24 protein-coding genes and 1 pseudogene are annotated in these 15,614 nt (G+C 34.2%); 8 read left to right on the top strand and 17 right to left on the bottom strand.

From position 1 onward, the window contains the following. Both K332_RS0109505 and K332_RS0109510 read left to right on the top strand, forming a co-directional pair. A partial coding sequence (locus K332_RS0109505) for an ISL3 family transposase (protein ID WP_026907247.1) occupies positions 1–407 on the top strand: 407 nt, incomplete at its 5' end. 370 nt (positions 408–777) lie between these two features. Beyond that, the gene (locus tag K332_RS0109510) at positions 778–1,425 is read left to right on the top strand and encodes a hypothetical protein (RefSeq protein WP_026907248.1); all 648 of its coding nucleotides are present in this window, start codon (positions 778–780) and stop codon (positions 1,423–1,425) included. A 24-nt stretch (positions 1,426–1,449) separates the two neighbouring features. Here the strand turns inward: K332_RS0109510 and K332_RS0109515 are convergent, their stop codons facing one another. Further along, positions 1,450–2,007: a TetR/AcrR family transcriptional regulator gene (locus K332_RS0109515; RefSeq protein ID WP_026907249.1), complete on the bottom strand. Its 558-nt coding sequence runs from the start codon at positions 2,005–2,007 to the stop codon at positions 1,450–1,452. A 328-nt stretch (positions 2,008–2,335) separates the two neighbouring features. On the opposite strand from K332_RS0109515, the gene K332_RS0109520 reads away from it, so the two are divergent. The 5 genes and pseudogenes from K332_RS0109520 (at position 2,336) to K332_RS0109540 (ending at position 6,112) form a co-directional block, all read left to right on the top strand. Next, complete coding sequence (locus K332_RS0109520; protein ID WP_026907250.1) at positions 2,336–3,256, top strand: DsbA family protein; 921 nt, start codon at positions 2,336–2,338, stop codon at positions 3,254–3,256. 212 nt (positions 3,257–3,468) lie between these two features. After that, on the top strand, positions 3,469–4,092 hold the full coding sequence (locus tag K332_RS0109525; protein WP_026907251.1) for an FMN-binding negative transcriptional regulator: 624 nt from the start codon (positions 3,469–3,471) through the stop codon (positions 4,090–4,092). 22 nt (positions 4,093–4,114) lie between these two features. Then, positions 4,115–4,501, top strand: a pseudogene (locus K332_RS22280) (RDD family protein); the annotation flags it as partial. A 201-nt stretch (positions 4,502–4,702) separates the two neighbouring features. Beyond that, a complete protein-coding gene (locus K332_RS0109535) occupies positions 4,703–5,581 on the top strand; it encodes a DMT family transporter (protein ID WP_026907252.1) in 879 nt (292 codons plus the stop codon). Between the two features lie 45 nt (positions 5,582–5,626). After that, complete coding sequence (locus tag K332_RS0109540) at positions 5,627–6,112, top strand: GNAT family N-acetyltransferase (RefSeq protein WP_026907253.1); 486 nt, start codon at positions 5,627–5,629, stop codon at positions 6,110–6,112. A gap of 60 nt (positions 6,113–6,172) precedes the next feature. On the opposite strand, the gene K332_RS0109545 is transcribed toward K332_RS0109540, so the two are convergent. The 15 genes from K332_RS0109545 to K332_RS0109620 all read right to left on the bottom strand — a co-directional run bounded on the left by K332_RS0109545 (position 6,173) and on the right by K332_RS0109620 (position 14,678). Next, positions 6,173–7,006: a DUF817 domain-containing protein gene (locus K332_RS0109545; RefSeq protein ID WP_051359412.1), complete on the bottom strand. Its 834-nt coding sequence runs from the start codon at positions 7,004–7,006 to the stop codon at positions 6,173–6,175. A 734-nt stretch (positions 7,007–7,740) separates the two neighbouring features. After that, positions 7,741–8,187, bottom strand: coding sequence for a GyrI-like domain-containing protein (locus tag K332_RS0109555; RefSeq protein ID WP_026907256.1), 447 nt, complete (start codon positions 8,185–8,187; stop codon positions 7,741–7,743). A 2-nt stretch (positions 8,188–8,189) separates the two neighbouring features. Continuing rightward, positions 8,190–8,663 carry an SRPBCC family protein gene (locus K332_RS0109560; RefSeq protein ID WP_026907257.1) on the bottom strand — a complete coding sequence of 158 codons (474 nt, stop codon included), beginning with the start codon at positions 8,661–8,663 and terminating at the stop codon, positions 8,190–8,192. A 38-nt stretch (positions 8,664–8,701) separates the two neighbouring features. Next, entirely contained in the window at positions 8,702–9,289 is a 588-nt protein-coding gene (locus K332_RS0109565; RefSeq protein ID WP_026907258.1) for a hypothetical protein, read from the bottom strand. An 83-nt stretch (positions 9,290–9,372) separates the two neighbouring features. After that, complete coding sequence (locus K332_RS0109570; RefSeq protein WP_342665451.1) at positions 9,373–9,609, bottom strand: YczI family protein; 237 nt, start codon at positions 9,607–9,609, stop codon at positions 9,373–9,375. A 76-nt stretch (positions 9,610–9,685) separates the two neighbouring features. Then, positions 9,686–10,573 (bottom strand): tetratricopeptide repeat protein, encoded by an 888-nt coding sequence (locus tag K332_RS0109575; RefSeq protein ID WP_026907260.1) that lies wholly within the window; start codon positions 10,571–10,573, stop codon positions 9,686–9,688. Positions 10,574–10,599: 26 nt separating this feature from the next. Then, positions 10,600–10,905: a hypothetical protein gene (locus K332_RS0109580; RefSeq protein ID WP_245604657.1), complete on the bottom strand. Its 306-nt coding sequence runs from the start codon at positions 10,903–10,905 to the stop codon at positions 10,600–10,602. Positions 10,906–11,025: 120 nt separating this feature from the next. Beyond that, positions 11,026–11,205 carry a hypothetical protein gene (locus tag K332_RS0109585; RefSeq protein WP_026907262.1) on the bottom strand — a complete coding sequence of 60 codons (180 nt, stop codon included), beginning with the start codon at positions 11,203–11,205 and terminating at the stop codon, positions 11,026–11,028. Between the two features lie 121 nt (positions 11,206–11,326). Continuing rightward, on the bottom strand, positions 11,327–11,803 hold the full coding sequence (locus K332_RS0109590) for a DUF7878 domain-containing protein (RefSeq protein WP_026907263.1): 477 nt from the start codon (positions 11,801–11,803) through the stop codon (positions 11,327–11,329). 19 nt (positions 11,804–11,822) lie between these two features. Further along, positions 11,823–12,239 (bottom strand): hypothetical protein, encoded by a 417-nt coding sequence (locus K332_RS0109595; protein ID WP_051359413.1) that lies wholly within the window; start codon positions 12,237–12,239, stop codon positions 11,823–11,825. A gap of 22 nt (positions 12,240–12,261) precedes the next feature. Next, entirely contained in the window at positions 12,262–13,023 is a 762-nt protein-coding gene (locus K332_RS0109600) for a class I SAM-dependent methyltransferase (RefSeq protein ID WP_026907265.1), read from the bottom strand. 17 nt (positions 13,024–13,040) lie between these two features. Further along, positions 13,041–13,496, bottom strand: a complete 456-nt coding sequence (locus K332_RS0109605) for a GNAT family N-acetyltransferase (RefSeq protein ID WP_026907266.1) — start codon at positions 13,494–13,496, stop codon at positions 13,041–13,043. A gap of 76 nt (positions 13,497–13,572) precedes the next feature. Continuing rightward, the gene (locus K332_RS0109610; protein WP_156914177.1) at positions 13,573–13,785 is read right to left on the bottom strand and encodes a hypothetical protein; all 213 of its coding nucleotides are present in this window, start codon (positions 13,783–13,785) and stop codon (positions 13,573–13,575) included. Then, on the bottom strand, positions 13,754–14,326 hold the full coding sequence (locus K332_RS0109615) for an SF0329 family protein (RefSeq protein WP_026907268.1): 573 nt from the start codon (positions 14,324–14,326) through the stop codon (positions 13,754–13,756). Before K332_RS0109615 ends, K332_RS0109610 begins: the two co-directional genes overlap by 32 nt. A gap of 43 nt (positions 14,327–14,369) precedes the next feature. Then, positions 14,370–14,678, bottom strand: a complete 309-nt coding sequence (locus tag K332_RS0109620) for a hypothetical protein (RefSeq protein ID WP_026907269.1) — start codon at positions 14,676–14,678, stop codon at positions 14,370–14,372. A 293-nt stretch (positions 14,679–14,971) separates the two neighbouring features. Between K332_RS0109620 and K332_RS24690 the strand changes: the two genes are divergently transcribed. Further along, positions 14,972–15,094, top strand: a complete 123-nt coding sequence (locus tag K332_RS24690; protein ID WP_281170913.1) for a hypothetical protein — start codon at positions 14,972–14,974, stop codon at positions 15,092–15,094. A gap of 33 nt (positions 15,095–15,127) precedes the next feature. Here the strand turns inward: K332_RS24690 and K332_RS0109630 are convergent, their stop codons facing one another. After that, a complete protein-coding gene (locus tag K332_RS0109630; protein ID WP_026907270.1) occupies positions 15,128–15,601 on the bottom strand; it encodes an NUDIX hydrolase in 474 nt (157 codons plus the stop codon). Positions 15,602–15,614 lie beyond the last annotated feature (13 nt).

The following is a 15,614-nucleotide window of genomic DNA, read 5'->3' on the forward strand; positions in this document are numbered from 1 at the left end:
AACTAACGGATGAACAAAGGTGGTATTTAGATAGATATTTGGATATGTCGGAGGAACTCTGTAAGGCATATCACCTAAAAGAAGCCTATAAGGAATGGTTTGAAAACGCTAAAAGTATTGGCGAGGATAATATTATGGAGGTTAAGGAAGGGTTATTCTCGTTTTATGAAATGGTGGAAGACGCTGGTATTCCCGAAATGAAAGAAGCGATTAAAACGTTTATAAACTGGCAAATAGAAGTGCTGAACAGCTTCACTTATAATTATTCCAATGGCTTTTTAGAAGGTATAAATAATACCACTAAAGTTCTAAAAAGAAATGCTTACGGGTTTAGGAACTTTAGGCGATTCAGAGCAAAAATCTTATTGAATCGTCAGTATAAAGGAATTGGGTTACAAATAGGTTAGGGTGGCGAAATAAAATCACCACCCCAACATTTGACTTAGAACCTTTATTTATAAAGTGAAACTTCAATCAGTGGGGGTTTTTGTACTTCCCCCACTGATTGTTAGTTGAACGAACCTTAGCTTTTGACTGGCTGTTGATCCCCCACTTATATTCTTGAATTTCACTCGAATTCCTCTCGTTTAGGGTCTTACAGCCAGTTAACCTGCGATAAATAAAATCGAACTATAACAACGCTTTTCGGGCAATCTGCTTCATTTTCATTATCATAGGGAAACTTTTTTATTGTAACATCGTATAACAGATAAGATATAACTAGGATGAAGAAGTTAGTAATCCGTTTTAACAGATTAGAGAATAGCAGGTGAAAAATTGAAGAAGAAACAAATAACGAAAGATGATCATCAAAACAAAAAAAGATTTCGAATCCTCATGATTCTATTAGCGATTGCTGTTTTCAATATTATAATTGGTGTCGCGTTATTTTCATACTATGAATTTTTTATCAGGGACCATTACCTATCCTTTTTATATAGTTATATTAGTCAAATTTTTATATACACTGGATTTTTATTTTTGTGTATTTTTTTCCTTTATCCTATTACTATTATTACCTTTAAAAATCCCCAGAAGAAGAAAAAGTCAGTCGTATTGGGATTTGCTACGGCGGGAATTATTATTTTATTGTTCACCATATGGTTTGTAGATGTTGGCATTAGTGAAATAAGCAAGGGAGCTATTGATATTAAAGCTTATTCAAAAAAAGAGTGGATTGTAAAAGACTTACAGGTTACAAGGGTATATGAAGGGACGTCGCAATCATCCGTATCTCCTATCACACTTATTACAACTGAGGATGGTGATTTAGTGTTATATAGAGGAACTGCTAGAGTAGGAAGTTGGTATCACATTACATATTTAGAAGAAACGAAAACGGTTATTGATTTTATACCCATCCAAATCATTAAACATGAAAATACCCCCAATCAGATTAAGGCATCCATCTATCTCGGGGGATAAATTCTTCATGAATTATTAGATAGCTTAGTTTCCTATCCCATTCTGAATATAAGGAATCGCTGTTTTTATAAATTTCTCAGGAGAAACAGAACTTCTATTTCTTCTCCATTCCATGGAAGCCCCATAAAGTCCCCAACTTAACATGGTTGCATTAAGTTTTAATCCTTCTTCTACTTCATCTGGATGCTGACGTACTAGCATTCTGAATAAAATAACCTCTAGTTGATCACGAATAATCCGTGCAATCGTTTCTTCATAACCACGATGACAACGATTGGATAATGAAACTTGAAAATCTGTAATGGCAATGAATAAGCTAACCAGATTTTCTTTGGTAAGATCACTGTTCTCATAGTCTCTACAATTCAAATTCACAAATAAAACCTCTGTTAAGGCTTTATCTAATAAGTCATAAATACCCTTAAAATGATAATAAAATGTTGCCCGATTAATCATCGCTTCTGTTGTGATATCTTTAACTGTAATATCCTTAAATTCCTTTTTACTAGACAGATTAATGAAAGAGTCCATGATTAATTTTCTAGTGCGAAGAATTCGCGGATCTGTTTTTGCCTCAGACACTTTAATCCCCCTACTTTTCCGACACTTTCCTTGATGTGTTGGATATCCAACATTTTCGCTTAACTATTGGTGTTCCTTATTGTTATTATCTTATAGACTAGACTTAGGAATCAAATAGAAGGATTAATTTTAAACATCTATTGGAGGAATTTCAAAGGTAGCCACTGTCGGAACACATGTAGGAATGAGCCTATTCACAGACTTTGAGAATAAGAGCAAATTTTAAGCCAGTATCGTTCCATCAAGATACAGTGAATACATTACTAGATGAAGTTATTGCTTGGGCTACTGCATTATAAACGATTCGGGTTAAGGAGGAAGTTTCCGTATGAGCAACAAAAATATGATTTGTGATTTAGAAACTGGAATTTGTGGTGAATCTGGTGATGAAGAAATGGAGTTTATTGACTTTAACAAACCAACAAAAAAAATAGACTTATACTATGTTACCGACCCAATCTGTTCCCATTGTTGGGCTATTGAACCAACACTTCGTCGTTTTAAAGAACAATATGGGCATTACTTCAACTTCCATACTGTCATGGGCGGATTATTGGAAAAATGGCATGATGGGCCAATCGACCCTGCAAATGGTATTTATAAACCAGCAGATGTTGCTGGACACTGGCGTGAAGTAGGCGAACACACACGAATGCCTATTGATGGCTCACTAATGATTGACAATCCGGTTCAGTCATCATTCCCACCATCACGTGTATTTAAAATTATTCAAAAACACCATGGTGATGATAAAGCATTTGAATACTTACGTCGTGCGAGAGAATCACTTTTTGCTTTTAATGAAAATATTGGTGAGAATGCAGAACTAATTGAAATCGTTAATCAGATGGGCTTAAACGGAGAAGTAATTGTTAACGAAGCAAATGAACAATCCGGACAAGATTTACTACTAGAAGATTTTACACTTACAAAAAACCTTGGTGCTAGAGGATTCCCAACCATCATCATCGTTAACGAAGAAAATAAAGGGGTAAAAATAGTTGGTGGGCGACCATTTGAATATTATGTTTCAGGATTAGCTCAAGTCTTAGAAGAAACTCCTGATCCAAAAAAGCAGCCACCCCTTCCTAAATTGCTTAAAGATGAAAAACTTCTATTTGCTAAAGAGTTGGAAGTCATGTACGATATTGAGCCAGCCAATCTAGCTAATTTTATAAAAGAAAACTTAGCTGGTGGAACATACAAAGAAAAAGAAATACTTGGTGAAAAATACTTTATCAGTTTATAATAAAATAGAAGATTAGAAAAACTAAAATTCGTTCGTCATTTAGCGAATGTGTTAGTTTTTCTTATGTCAGCGGAAGGTTTTCATACTTACTTATCTTCGAACCAAAAATAAATATTCTTTCACTAACAATGACACTCTTAAAAGAGCAACGAAGATTATCTACGTTGCTCTTTGTTATATAAGTTTTAGTTTCTAATGAAAGGTGGATTATCATGTATATACCGAGACATTTTAAAGTAGAGGACTTTGAAGAAATCACTGATTTTATCCAGAAGAATTCCTTTGGAACAATTGTAACTGCAAAAGAAGGAAAACCGATTGCTACTCATTTACCATTAGAATTACACAAAGTTGGAAATGATTACTACATCACTGGACATATGGCATATGCAAATCCTCAGTGGAAGATTCTCAAGGAAAATCAAGACAATGTCCTTGTTATGTATCAAGGTCCACATGCTTATATTTCATCATCTTGGTATAACCATGAAAATGTACCTACTTGGAACTATCAATCCGTTCACATATATGGAACAGCCAGTATTATGAGTGAGCAAGAACTAGAGGTAGACCTTATTCTGTTGTTACAAAAATATGAGAGGAATCGTAAAAATGCAGCTTTATGGGAAAACCTTTCCTCACAAACAAAAAAACAAATCAAAGGTATTGTTGGATTTAAAATTAAAATACAAGAATTCCAAGCCACATATAAATTAAGTCAAAATCGAAATGACGAGGATTATCATAACATCATTGAAAAGCTGTATAAAGAAGACTTACAATTTCATAAACTAGCAGAAGTTATGAAAAATATAAGGAGTGGTTTAAATGAATGATAACCCAGCAGGATTTTAGGTAAGGTTTGGAGCATCTATTCTAGATGGAATACTGCTAATGATAGTGTCCGGAATTGTAGGTCTAATGTTGTATAATCAATTTTTAATTGATGGCTTTTCTTTCATAGATATTATGGACATGTTGTATTATTTGTTGCTACCTGTTTTTTGGTATGGCTACACTGTCGGGAAAAGATTATTAGGTATTCGCATCGCTCGGATTGATGGTGAAAAAGTGGGCCTTGGTACTATGCTTCTCCGGGATCTAGTCGCTGGGCTAGTATATACACTAACATTAGGTATAGGAATCATTGTTCGTGCGTTTATGGTCGGTCTTCGGGAAGATAAACGTTCGATCCATGATTTTATAGCAGGGACCTACGTTACTTATAACAATCCTGATTTTTGAGGAACAGCACCCCACTGATTTAGTCTTTCTACAAAATAATTATTTTACTTGTTATAAAGAACTGCATTGCAGCTCTTTATTTCATTCTGGCAATCAAATGCAAAATTTAATAAAAAATACCTAAAACTTACAATTATATCTTATAATCATATTAACTAATTTTATAAAAGCAGAGATTATATTTAGAGTAGGAGAAAAGAAATGAAACAATACATTGGGGACGGGATGCTACTTATTACTGCTATTGTCTGGGGTAGTGGATTTGTCGTCACTGCCATTGCATTAGAATATTTATCAGCATATCAAGTGATGGCTGGGAGATTTGTTTTAGCTACTATTATTCTTATATTACTATTTAGAAAAAGGTTTAAAACGTTCTCGAAATCCATCATTTGGAAAGGTGCCATTCTAGGAACCATTCTTTATATTGGTTTTGCCTTACAAACGGTTGGTTTAGAATACACAACACCATCTAAAAATGCCTTCTTAACAGCGGTAAATGTTGTCATTGTACCGATTATTGCCTACCTTATTTATAAAAGAAAAATAGATCGATATGAAATATTCGGATCCGTCATAGCCATTGTTGGAATTGGCTTTTTGTCCTTACAAGGTTCTCTAACCATCAATATAGGTGATGCACTGTCTTTAGCCTGTGCGGTAGCCTTCGCATTCGATATCTTTTACACCAATCATTTTGTCAAAAAAGAAGATGCAATTTCTCTTACCATCATGCAATTTATTACTGCATCGTCCATTGGAATTATTGCTGTATTGATTCAAGGTGATATCCCAACAACATTTGAGAAAGAAGCGGTTTATTCCATTGTCTATTTAGCAGTGTTTTCTACAACGATTGCATATGTTTGCCAGAATGTAGCTTTCCGGTATACGACAGCAACAAAAGGGGCAATTATCCTTTCCTTGGAATCCTTTTTTGGAATGGTTTTATCCGTTTTATTCTTACATGAAATCTTAACTGGACGAATGATAACAGGAGCTATATTAATTCTGATGGCTATTTTCATTGCGGAATTGAAGCCAAGCTTCCATAGGAAACGTACACTAAGGAATACCTAGAAAAAGTATATCCGTTTCACAAAGAAATTATGAAGAGGTGTAGCAATGGAACTTCGATTAGAAAGAGCAACAGAAAAGGACGCACAATCTATTTTTGATATTCAAGTTAAGGCGTTTCAACCACTGTTGGATAAATATAAAGACGACGATTCTAACCCAGCAAATGAAACGATTGATAGAGTTTTAATTAGAATAAATAATCCTCATGGAGGTTTTTATAAAATAATAGCGGACAATATCTTAGTTGGTGCAATCTGTGTCTTTTGGAAAGAAGGCGTACAGTTTTGGATAAGCCCGATGTTCATTCTTCCTTCCTATCAAGGAAAAGGAATAGCACAAAAGGCGATAACAGAAATAGAAAAAATGTTCCCACAAGCTGTTACATGGGAATTAGCCACCATCTTGGAGGAAAAAGGCAATTGCTATTTATATGAAAAAATGGGCTACAACAAAACAGGAGTTAGCAAGAAATTAAATGACCATGCGACCCTAATTTTTTATAAGAAGATCCTGAAAGAAACCACTCCATGAGATAAGGAGCATGAAAATTGGTATTACTTCATGCTCCTTTCTCAATGATTATAGTTAACGTTAAGAATTGACTTCCCTCTTACTAGAATAACCTCCCTTAACCCTCTTTAATGTCGCTACGATTAGGAAACTAACAATTACTAATAAGACCCACGAACTGACCTTACCAAGATGAACCAAGCTCCATGCTTCAGTTTGGTTTGGATATTTCCAAGCACCAAAAAATGTTGCGATGTTTTCAGCAATCCAAATAAAAAATCCGATGAGTACAAAAGAAAGTGCAAGTGGCATTCGGTAACGTGTTCCATTAACATCATATGTAACCCATGATTTCCAGAAGACTATTATGACAAGTCCAGCTAACCAATAACGAACGTCTATCCAATAATGGTGCGTGAAAAAATTCAAATAGATGGAAACTGCAAGAGGAACAACTAACCAAAATGGTGGCCATTTAATTAGTTCGACTTTTAGTCTTCTCCAGGCTTGGCATAGAAAACTAGCTACACTGGCATACATGAAGCCACTGTATAATGGCACTCCAAAAACTTTAAAAAACCCTTCCTCTGGATAAGACCAGGATCCCATGTGCACCTTAAAGATTTCTAGAGCTAGCCCAATCAAGTGAAACAAAGTAATGACCTTTAGTTCATCCTTCGTCTCCAGACCAGAACGAACCATCCACCACTGCATGAGAAGGAAAATAATTAACAACCAATCATACCTTGGAAGTAATGGAAGTGGTAGGATTTGCGTAACTGCTAAAGAAATAAAAATTACGACTGGAAATACACATGAAAGTGCTTGTTCCCATCCAAAATGAATGAGTTGTTTAAGTGTTCCCGGAAATATCTTCTTCCCAGTCTGGGAATCATTTTGGATGTAGACATTCATTAGTAACGCTCCTTTAATTAATTTCAAGTTTTAACTATACTTTTTTACACTTGGTCTTTTTTGCTTCGATATTGATAGTTTAATAGCATTCTCATATTGATTATAAAATATTTTTTATCGTTTTACAATAAAAGATTATTGTTTTATATTATTTCCTTATTGTTTTTTCCTCAATAGAAAAAGACATCCCTCCTGAGAAATATTCTCAGGAAGGATGTCCCCGGCATTAAAATACCAATAGTTATTAGACATATTGAAGGATTATCAAATATATTGCTATGCTAAAACCTAATATACTCGCCTTCATTTTAGAAGGATGATTTCTTTTATTTCCAAGCGCATAAAAGCAGACAAAAATAAAACCCAATGGAATCCAAAGCTGAAAGACCCCTTCTCGTGTACTATGAGAATATATAGGCGTTATGTACATGCTAATTATGAAGTAAAAGAAAACTGTAAAACGTCGAGTTTCTAACTGTTTGCTCCACCTTACCAATAGGAAGATTATAATAAGTATGATAACCGATATATGTAATGGTGGTAGGACAAGTGTGCCAATGCCCAAATTGAATTCCATTAGGTAGCTCCTTTCTTATTTCATTATTATAATTACGATTTCAACTGACTATATTTTTGATGTATATTTTTTCTCTTTACTAGATTAATGATTTAACCAGTGTGTAATAACTACTCCCAGGAATGTTCCATCTACTATCCTCCAATACTATTCTTCCCTATGAATAAATTGGCAAGTAAATCTCTACCTCTTCTTCGCCATTCTCCATTGGATGATAGGTTTCAATGATATAAGCTTCAAGATTTCTATTGTAACCCTGTTCATTTGCCCATTCTACTAAACTTGAATGAAGCTCCCCAATCCTAGTAATGCTCCCTCTTGTGGTTACATAGTCTTGTTCCGTATCCATATAATCCATTCCAGCTGGTACTTCATTAATAAAGTTGTTAACGATTAATCCTACATAGTAGTGACCTTCCAGATGATTTTCATCTTTTTTCGGTTCATAAAAAGCTATTTCTATTTCCGTCCTGCTTGGGATTTCATTAGCTCGAAGTAATACTTGCTGGGCAAGTGCAGGAACCTCTTTATCAAAGTTTTTAAACGCTCCTCTACCTTTCATAACTACTACTTTAAAAGCTTGTTTCACCTTTTTATATTCCATCATTATCCCTCCAAGTTAGGTTCAAACTCTTTTTCAGCAATCTTCTTTAATTCATTAGCTCTGTTAGCTAGAAATCTAGTCATATATTTCTCTAAAAATAACTTATCAGCAATTTTTCCTAGTGGCCCCAGGGGTGACTTGTACTCAAATGTATCAACCATGAAAGTCCCGTCATTTTCTTCTAAAAACTCATGCGTATGGGTAAATGAATGAAAGACTCCAGTCACCATGACATCGATGAACATTATAGGCTCGTCCATGAAAATGACCTTAGCGGTTAGCTTTTGTTTAATCCCAAAATGAGTAGCTTGCCACGTAACGATATCGCCTTCTTCTAATAATCCTTGCGTAATCCCTGCCACTGCTTTTTCCTTCGTATCGGTTGTCGTTTTTGTATGTACTTCAACATTTCTTGCAAGGTCAAAGCATATCCTTATCGGTGCATTGATTAATTGCTTATGGATGATAATAGGCATTGTATTCTCCTTGTATCTTTTATTTGCTGCTCCAAAGTCTAACTATTATTTCTTGCCAGATCATAAAAAATCTCATACAGTATGAAATTAGTCATGAAGTCCCCATGAAGATTATGAAGTTGCCTATTTAAAGTCGATCTTGACTTCGCTTTACCAGTTTGTATCTCAATGATAGATTCTTCTAAAATAAGTAAACTCCCGATACTATCTACTAAATACTGTCTTTGCTCACTTGTATAATCCTCTCGAACAATAAGATCAAGCAACGTCTGTCTAACATTCCTAGTCTCAAATAATATGATATCCAAATCATCCATATCAAACTTAACGGTATCCTTGCTAACTATCCAATCTTGCTCAAACAATGGTAGTACATATTGTGTGCGGTCAATTGTATAATCCATTATTCCATCTTTCGAATAATTCTGCTCTAACTCTTCTTCAAACAAAGCTTTAAATTCATCTAAATCCTTTATGTATCCGTCAACCATCATAGGGTCTGGTGTATAAGCATAACTTTTATAAATACTAAAGTTCGAATACGGATAACACCAAGTCATAATTAAAATAAATATAGAAATAATGGCAACAACACTGATTAGACCCCTTTTGATACTCACCTTCACTATTAATCCTCCAACATTAAAAATTCTACGTTATTTTTATCGCTTATCTCTGGTTCATGAATATAACTAAATGAGGTTTAATTTTATGCCATAAAAAACCCTTGGATAGATACAATTATCGCAAATAAGGACACAATTATACTTAACCAACCAGATCTTTTCTTCCCTTTTTGAAATTCTTCTATCCCTAAAACTAGCATCATTAACCCCAAGAATAGAATCATAACATGCCCATACTCAAAGTTTTGAGTAGTTAATCCATAAACAGCTAATCCCATCGTTACAATAGAAAATACAATCCGTAGAATTTTCAGCACCATAATACCCTCCTGTTGGAGATTTTTTATACTCATCATTGGAGAACTACGACACTTTAGGCACCCTTTAGCCACTATGTTAGTAAAAAGGATGGTTATGCTGCTTGCAACCAAACAAGTAGCAGCCTCCTTCAATGTAAAAATCAATTTCAATCAGTGGTACAAAGCCTGATTTTAATTTTTCAGGAAGGCCCCTTACTTGTTGTAGCTGTTCTTCTAAATCCTGAATCAGTTCCGTACGTTCTTCTTCCGTCCAATCCTCTTCACTTTGTACTTCTTCCAACTCTTCTTCTATTTGCCGTAAAGTTTGCTCCTGAATTCCTATTAGTTGCTCTTCAAATCCTAATTGATATAGGACATAGCCAAAACGTTCTACTGGATAAGGAGAGGATATCGTCGTATCCCATTCCTTTTCATAGCACTCCTTAGCCTTTATGAATTCCCCCATTTCAATCCATAAATCAGCCGCTTCCATCCAACCAACAAAATCATCTTGTTTTTCATCCCATTGAAGTAATAATTCCTTGGCCATAGCATCCCCAGCTTGAATCAGACAATAGACTTCAAGCATTTGCACATAGCTAGATGGTCTAGCAATTTCATGAAAACATTGTGCAGCCTTTTTCCACTCTTTTTTCCTCACATGAAGAACTCCTAGATTATGTAGGACATTAGGAATGCGGTCCATTTCTAAAACACTGTATAGAAGTGGTTCTGCTTTATCTAAATCATTCTTCCTCATATAGACTTCCGCTAATAGAGCATACGGAAAAGGATGCTCTGGTACTAGTTTTACAGATTCTTCTGCTAACGTAAGACCCGCATCCAAATCCTCTTCTTCGTTTACAAACATCCATGCTAAATTATGGAGATTTTCAATCGAACGATTCTGTTTCACTAAGTCTTCCATTCGTTGTAAAGCCTGATCATACTCATTTGAATTTAAAAAATCTAATGCTTGTTTCACTCCGTGTATCTCCTTGAATTTCTCTTCTATTTCTTTAAACTATCCAACAATACATAACCAAAAATAATCCCAGCAATTGTCGTCATTGTCGGACCACCAATTAAAATTATTTCTGGTATTCGAATCTTTCCTTCACCCATTGTGTATGGAATAATGGACATCACTACAATGTATAAGGATGGTAATCCAACTACAACAAACTTTATCCAATCGAATGTCCATTGCTTTCTTTCTTTTATTTCCATAATGAACAAAGGTAATCTTAGTAACAGTCCGATCACTACAGGGAATACCGCAACAAAGATAGTAATTGGAACAATATTAAATTCCATGTTACTTACTTCTGCTAAATGTAAACGATATTTCATTCCAAAATACAAAACCAACCCGATGCCAATTGTCCAAAACAAATAATAGAGAAATTTTCTAATCTAGATCCCCTCCAATTAATGTTAAAGAGCTAGAAAAACAGACCAAATAATCGAAAGCACAATAAATCCAAACATAATCGCAGTGAAGAACGTTTGATTATGCACATCCTGGCCTTTAACAATTTTCTTGCCAATAGAAACACAATTGATGAAGAAGATAATTGCAATGATTGGCGAAATATAAAAGAAAACCCATTCCATTATTGCTTCCTCCATTTAATAACGTTCTCACTAAATATATGTATGTGTACTTTTATACAATTAGGAAAGAAAAATCTATATAAGTGATTTCTACCCGTTCTACTTAGCTCGGTTTTCCCTTTTAAGGCCTCGACTGATACGGAATGTGAGTTATAAATTCATTTAATTTTATATCATAGAACGCTTCAATATCATCCATTAGCTTTTGTTCCAAATTAATAAATTCAGTTATAATATAATCCAAATCAAAGACATAATCATTATCCACTTCTGCCCAGATTGATTTAAGCCTCGCCTTATTAGAGAATGGTACTAATGAAAGAATAGCCCCATCATCGTACTCATCATATTCAATCGTATAATAGCGGAATTGCGGTACATTATTCTCTGTAAACTTTTCCTTCCACCTAAAAAGTGATTTATAAAACTCTAAGATAGGAAGTTCTGCCTGAAAATATATCTTTTCATTAATATAAATAGAAAATAAGGCATCTACAGCTAATATGGCTGGTACATCTCTACTTTTCTTATTTGAGAAAATTGCTTTATCACTAGTAAACTTGTATTCGAAATGAATTGTATGTAAGTTGTGATCCATGTAAATATTTCAATCCTTTTTATTTATTTTTGTTAATCAAGATTTTCTCCAACGCTTTAGCCTCATCTAAAAACCCATATCCTTCATTTTCATTGTTACTAATGATCGTGGCAGTCCCATCCCCATTAAACCAAATTCTATATTCATATAGTCTTTCCGGCATATTTTCTTCTATAAAATAAAATAATGTAACAAAAACATCCTCTTTTCTAGCCATATCTGCTATAGTATTAGGTTCCCATTTTATCTTTTGAAAAACGTTTTTTATTGTGTTCAGTGTTTCTTCATCTTGAATGATTTTTTCCTCCACGTATATCTCTTGATCATCAGCCACTTGGACATCTACTCTGGTCAACTTTTCAGATGCTTGCTCAGAACATGCAGAAAGACAGATGGAAAGAAATAAAATAAGTGAGAATATCATTATTTTCTTCATAATCATCCCCCGATATCAAACATCAATTCTTATCAGCAACAGCTTCAAAGGTAATGATTTCATTTGTCTTTGTCGGATATTCTCCGTATTGATAATCTGCTGATATCGTTATATCCACAAATCCGACTTGTTCCAAAATCAGTTTAAACTCTTCAACACCATACCAACGAAGTGGAAAGCGTTCTAATTCCGTTTGGATTAATTCCCCATTACGCCATTTCTCATATCGATGATGCGAGACGGTGTGTTGGTTAATATGGTCAACCTCAACCACCTTGCTTTCTAGTGTAAGAATGTTGCCATTTTCAGTTTCCCAAGTTCTTGTTGAAACTTTTTCCGTCGAATAATCAGTTTGTAAAAATATATCTACAATCAATCTTCCCCCATTAGTCAGTTGGTTAAAGAAATTCTTTAATGCTTTAATAGAATCTGCTCTTCTATATAGGAGTAAGAATGATCCAGTTGGTATAATAATAGCATCATATTTATCTTCTAAAGAAACGGACTCCATTTCACCTATAAATAGTTTAGGATTTAATCCTCTATTTTCACAATTTTGACGGCATATCGACAACATTTCTTCTGATACATCAAAGCCATCAACCTTCAAACCTTTCTCCAAAAGTGGAATTAGAATACGCCCTGTTCCAACTGCTGGCTCTAAAATACGCCCCTGACAATCCGCTAATCTAGATTGATAGAATTCAACATCTCCAAAGGATAGACCCACATATTTATCTAAGTCATATACTTCCGATGAAAGATTACTATAATATCCCAGCATACGCTTATCTCCCTTACTTACAGCTTTATATGAAACACAATTTCATCTGCCGCTACTTCGCCTGTTTTAGCAAAACCAACATTCTCATATAATTTTATTGCAACGTCATTTTCAGGTTCTGTTGCTAGTCGTAAATCGATATTTCCATAGCTAGTTTGAAAGTAATCGAGGAACTTTTTCAGCGCAGCCTTTCCGTAACCTTTATTCTGATACGCCTTATCTATCATAAATCTCTCTAACCACCATGAATCTAAGGGATAATCCGCATCAGCGGGATAGAAGGTGTACATAAGGAAACCGATTATTGTTTCACCATCATAAATTCCCAAAGGATATCTTTCCCCCTCTTCGTATTTATCCTCAAGCAATGACCACCAGTTTGGTGCGACAAAATCTTCCTGTTCTTTATGAACAGTCAATTCTACACACGCTTCATAGTTATTTTTATCAATCTTTTTAAATTCCAGTTGCATATTCATCCCCCTCATAATACAAAGAAAGTCCGATTTTCATATAATTTTCTTACCTATCCGAGTTCTAATTAGAAAACTATGCTTTTCCAATCAACTTCTTAAATTCCTTTCTTGCCTTAACTTCAAAGTGAGTGAAAACAAAGAGAAGAACTAGCCCTAAAGCTAACAATACATATCCAAAAAAGTAATGTTCATTAAAATTTAATATAAGACCAATCGAAATTACTAGCGCATTTAAAAGCCGCATAAGAAAATACTTAAGTTCCATCCGAAACCGTCTCGTACTCATGTATTCCTTCCACCTCACATCTAATTTGGTAAAACTTTCGTATTAACGAATGAACTTCCTGATTAACAGCTAATTTTTCTATTCTTCTCTTTCCTAATCTTCTATCAAACATGGAATAGGCCTTGATAATGACATTTTCAGATGTCATTGCCTCTTCAATGGATAAAGTGGCATATTTCATGAACGATTCATAGAAATGAAAGCTTTCAAAAATATTTTGGTTAACCAACGTTGTTTCCACTTCATCAGAAGCTTTTATTAACTCTTCCCTTTCCACTGAGTTAAACATGTTTTCCCAGTTTTCGTCATAGGGTATGGATGTTAACTTTTTATTCTCTTTCGTTTGCTTATATAACTTTTCATATTGAGTAGTATAAGTCACATCGGAGGCAGTAATGATTTCCTTTTTGTCAAAAATAATCCACACTCTACCTGGACTATCATGAAATTTACGGTATACTGTAGCATGAATTTGTATCCTTCCTTTTAACTTGTCACATAGAAAACCTTCTAGTGTTGTTTTTGTCTTACTCCATTGCAATATTAATCACCATCTCTATTCACGTTTTCTAACTATTAATCAACTACATTCTCTCCAAAATTAAATAATCCTTTGTCTTTCTGATAGAAATATTATTTTTTTCAGCAAAATCCAATAGATGCCCATATGCCTCTGAATTGTCGATGACAGCTAATCGAATACTTACTCCATTGTTTAATCCTATTTTCGCCGCTTTCTTAGCCCAACCAATCCGGAAGAATTTAATCTCACTAATTTCTTTAGGATAAACGTTTCTATTAATGAGGGATAGATTCAGAAATGAAACTTGATGAGTAAGATAATCATCCTGTATTTTAATTCTAAAACGAATAGTAACAAGTCCGATTGCCAATATCAATACTACTAAAAATGCTGGGATTGATGGTCCAAATTGTTCAGCTAATACAATCCAAAAGATAACTTAAAAGAAAGTTATGAACCAATTTAATCTGACAGGTCTAATGTGATAGCTCAATCTATTTCTCCTCTCTTTATATTTTACGTTGATTATGTTTTTTAGGTTTCACTTACTAAAAAGTGATCCTTCAAGACTACAATCACCTAATTTCTAGACTTTTTCTGGTATCATGAAGACATAGTGGATACAATACATTCAAACCACCTTATACATGGAGGGATTTCAAAATGGAAAATGAAAAAGCAGACCGATTGAAAGTAATGCTGGAAAAAGCATTACAACCTATCGTTGAACGTCTAGACCGTATTGAAAAAGAATTAAAGGAAATAAAAGAAACAAACGAAAAGTAATGGTATGTCTCCAATGGAAACAGGTAGGATTTCTTACGTCCTATCTTTTTTTACATTGGCTATTTCTTTATAATTTTTAATAAAGTAATTTACCGTATCCCGATGGGTTAGTATTTCTGCTGCTTCATCCATATCTAAGAAGATAATCTGACTGATTTCACTATCAATTGACCGAAGCGAATTTATATCTCCAAAAAACTTCACAAGAAACATGGTTGTTTCCTGGCTCTTAAAGCCAATCTGATTACTAATTTTATCCGGAAAATCAAAGCATATTTTTTCCTTTAATACTTTAATAATCTTAAATTCAATTGAACCCGTTTCTTCCTGCAATTCTCGTAATATAGAATGCTGCAAATCTTGATCTTCTTCCTCTACTCCGCCTTTTACAAAATCCCATTCCCCTTCAATGGTTTGTTTTCCTTTTCCCGTATTGATATTGGTTTTATGTACAATTAATAATTTATCTCCTTGATAAACGATTGCTCCTACAGCTTTTCTAATCATTACGCTTTCTCCT

Origin of the sequence: Paucisalibacillus globulus DSM 18846, assembly GCF_000482485.1 — a bacterium.
Taxonomy (GTDB): Bacteria; Bacillota; Bacilli; order Bacillales; family Amphibacillaceae; genus Ornithinibacillus; species Ornithinibacillus globulus.

Coding starts and splice junctions, on each gene's coding strand:
- K332_RS0109535 (WP_026907252.1), top strand. CDS start 4,703: ATGAAACAATACATTGGGGACGGGATGCTACTTATTACTGCTATTGTC.
- K332_RS0109570 (WP_342665451.1), bottom strand. CDS start 9,609: ATGGTGCTGAAAATTCTACGGATTGTATTTTCTATTGTAACGATGGGA.
- K332_RS0109605 (WP_026907266.1), bottom strand. CDS start 13,496: ATGCAACTGGAATTTAAAAAGATTGATAAAAATAACTATGAAGCGTGT.
- K332_RS0109555 (WP_026907256.1), bottom strand. CDS start 8,187: ATGGAATATAAAAAGGTGAAACAAGCTTTTAAAGTAGTAGTTATGAAA.
- K332_RS0109585 (WP_026907262.1), bottom strand. CDS start 11,205: ATGGAATGGGTTTTCTTTTATATTTCGCCAATCATTGCAATTATCTTC.
- K332_RS0109540 (WP_026907253.1), top strand. CDS start 5,627: ATGGAACTTCGATTAGAAAGAGCAACAGAAAAGGACGCACAATCTATT.
- K332_RS0109630 (WP_026907270.1), bottom strand. CDS start 15,601: ATGATTAGAAAAGCTGTAGGAGCAATCGTTTATCAAGGAGATAAATTA.
- K332_RS0109525 (WP_026907251.1), top strand. CDS start 3,469: ATGTATATACCGAGACATTTTAAAGTAGAGGACTTTGAAGAAATCACT.
- K332_RS0109590 (WP_026907263.1), bottom strand. CDS start 11,803: ATGGATCACAACTTACATACAATTCATTTCGAATACAAGTTTACTAGT.
- K332_RS0109560 (WP_026907257.1), bottom strand. CDS start 8,663: ATGCCTATTATCATCCATAAGCAATTAATCAATGCACCGATAAGGATA.
- K332_RS24690 (WP_281170913.1), top strand. CDS start 14,972: ATGGAAAATGAAAAAGCAGACCGATTGAAAGTAATGCTGGAAAAAGCA.
- K332_RS0109545 (WP_051359412.1), bottom strand. CDS start 7,006: ATGAATGTCTACATCCAAAATGATTCCCAGACTGGGAAGAAGATATTT.
- K332_RS0109600 (WP_026907265.1), bottom strand. CDS start 13,023: ATGCTGGGATATTATAGTAATCTTTCATCGGAAGTATATGACTTAGAT.
- K332_RS0109610 (WP_156914177.1), bottom strand. CDS start 13,785: ATGAGTACGAGACGGTTTCGGATGGAACTTAAGTATTTTCTTATGCGG.
- K332_RS0109595 (WP_051359413.1), bottom strand. CDS start 12,239: ATGAAGAAAATAATGATATTCTCACTTATTTTATTTCTTTCCATCTGT.
- K332_RS0109580 (WP_245604657.1), bottom strand. CDS start 10,905: ATGGAATTTAATATTGTTCCAATTACTATCTTTGTTGCGGTATTCCCT.
- K332_RS0109520 (WP_026907250.1), top strand. CDS start 2,336: ATGAGCAACAAAAATATGATTTGTGATTTAGAAACTGGAATTTGTGGT.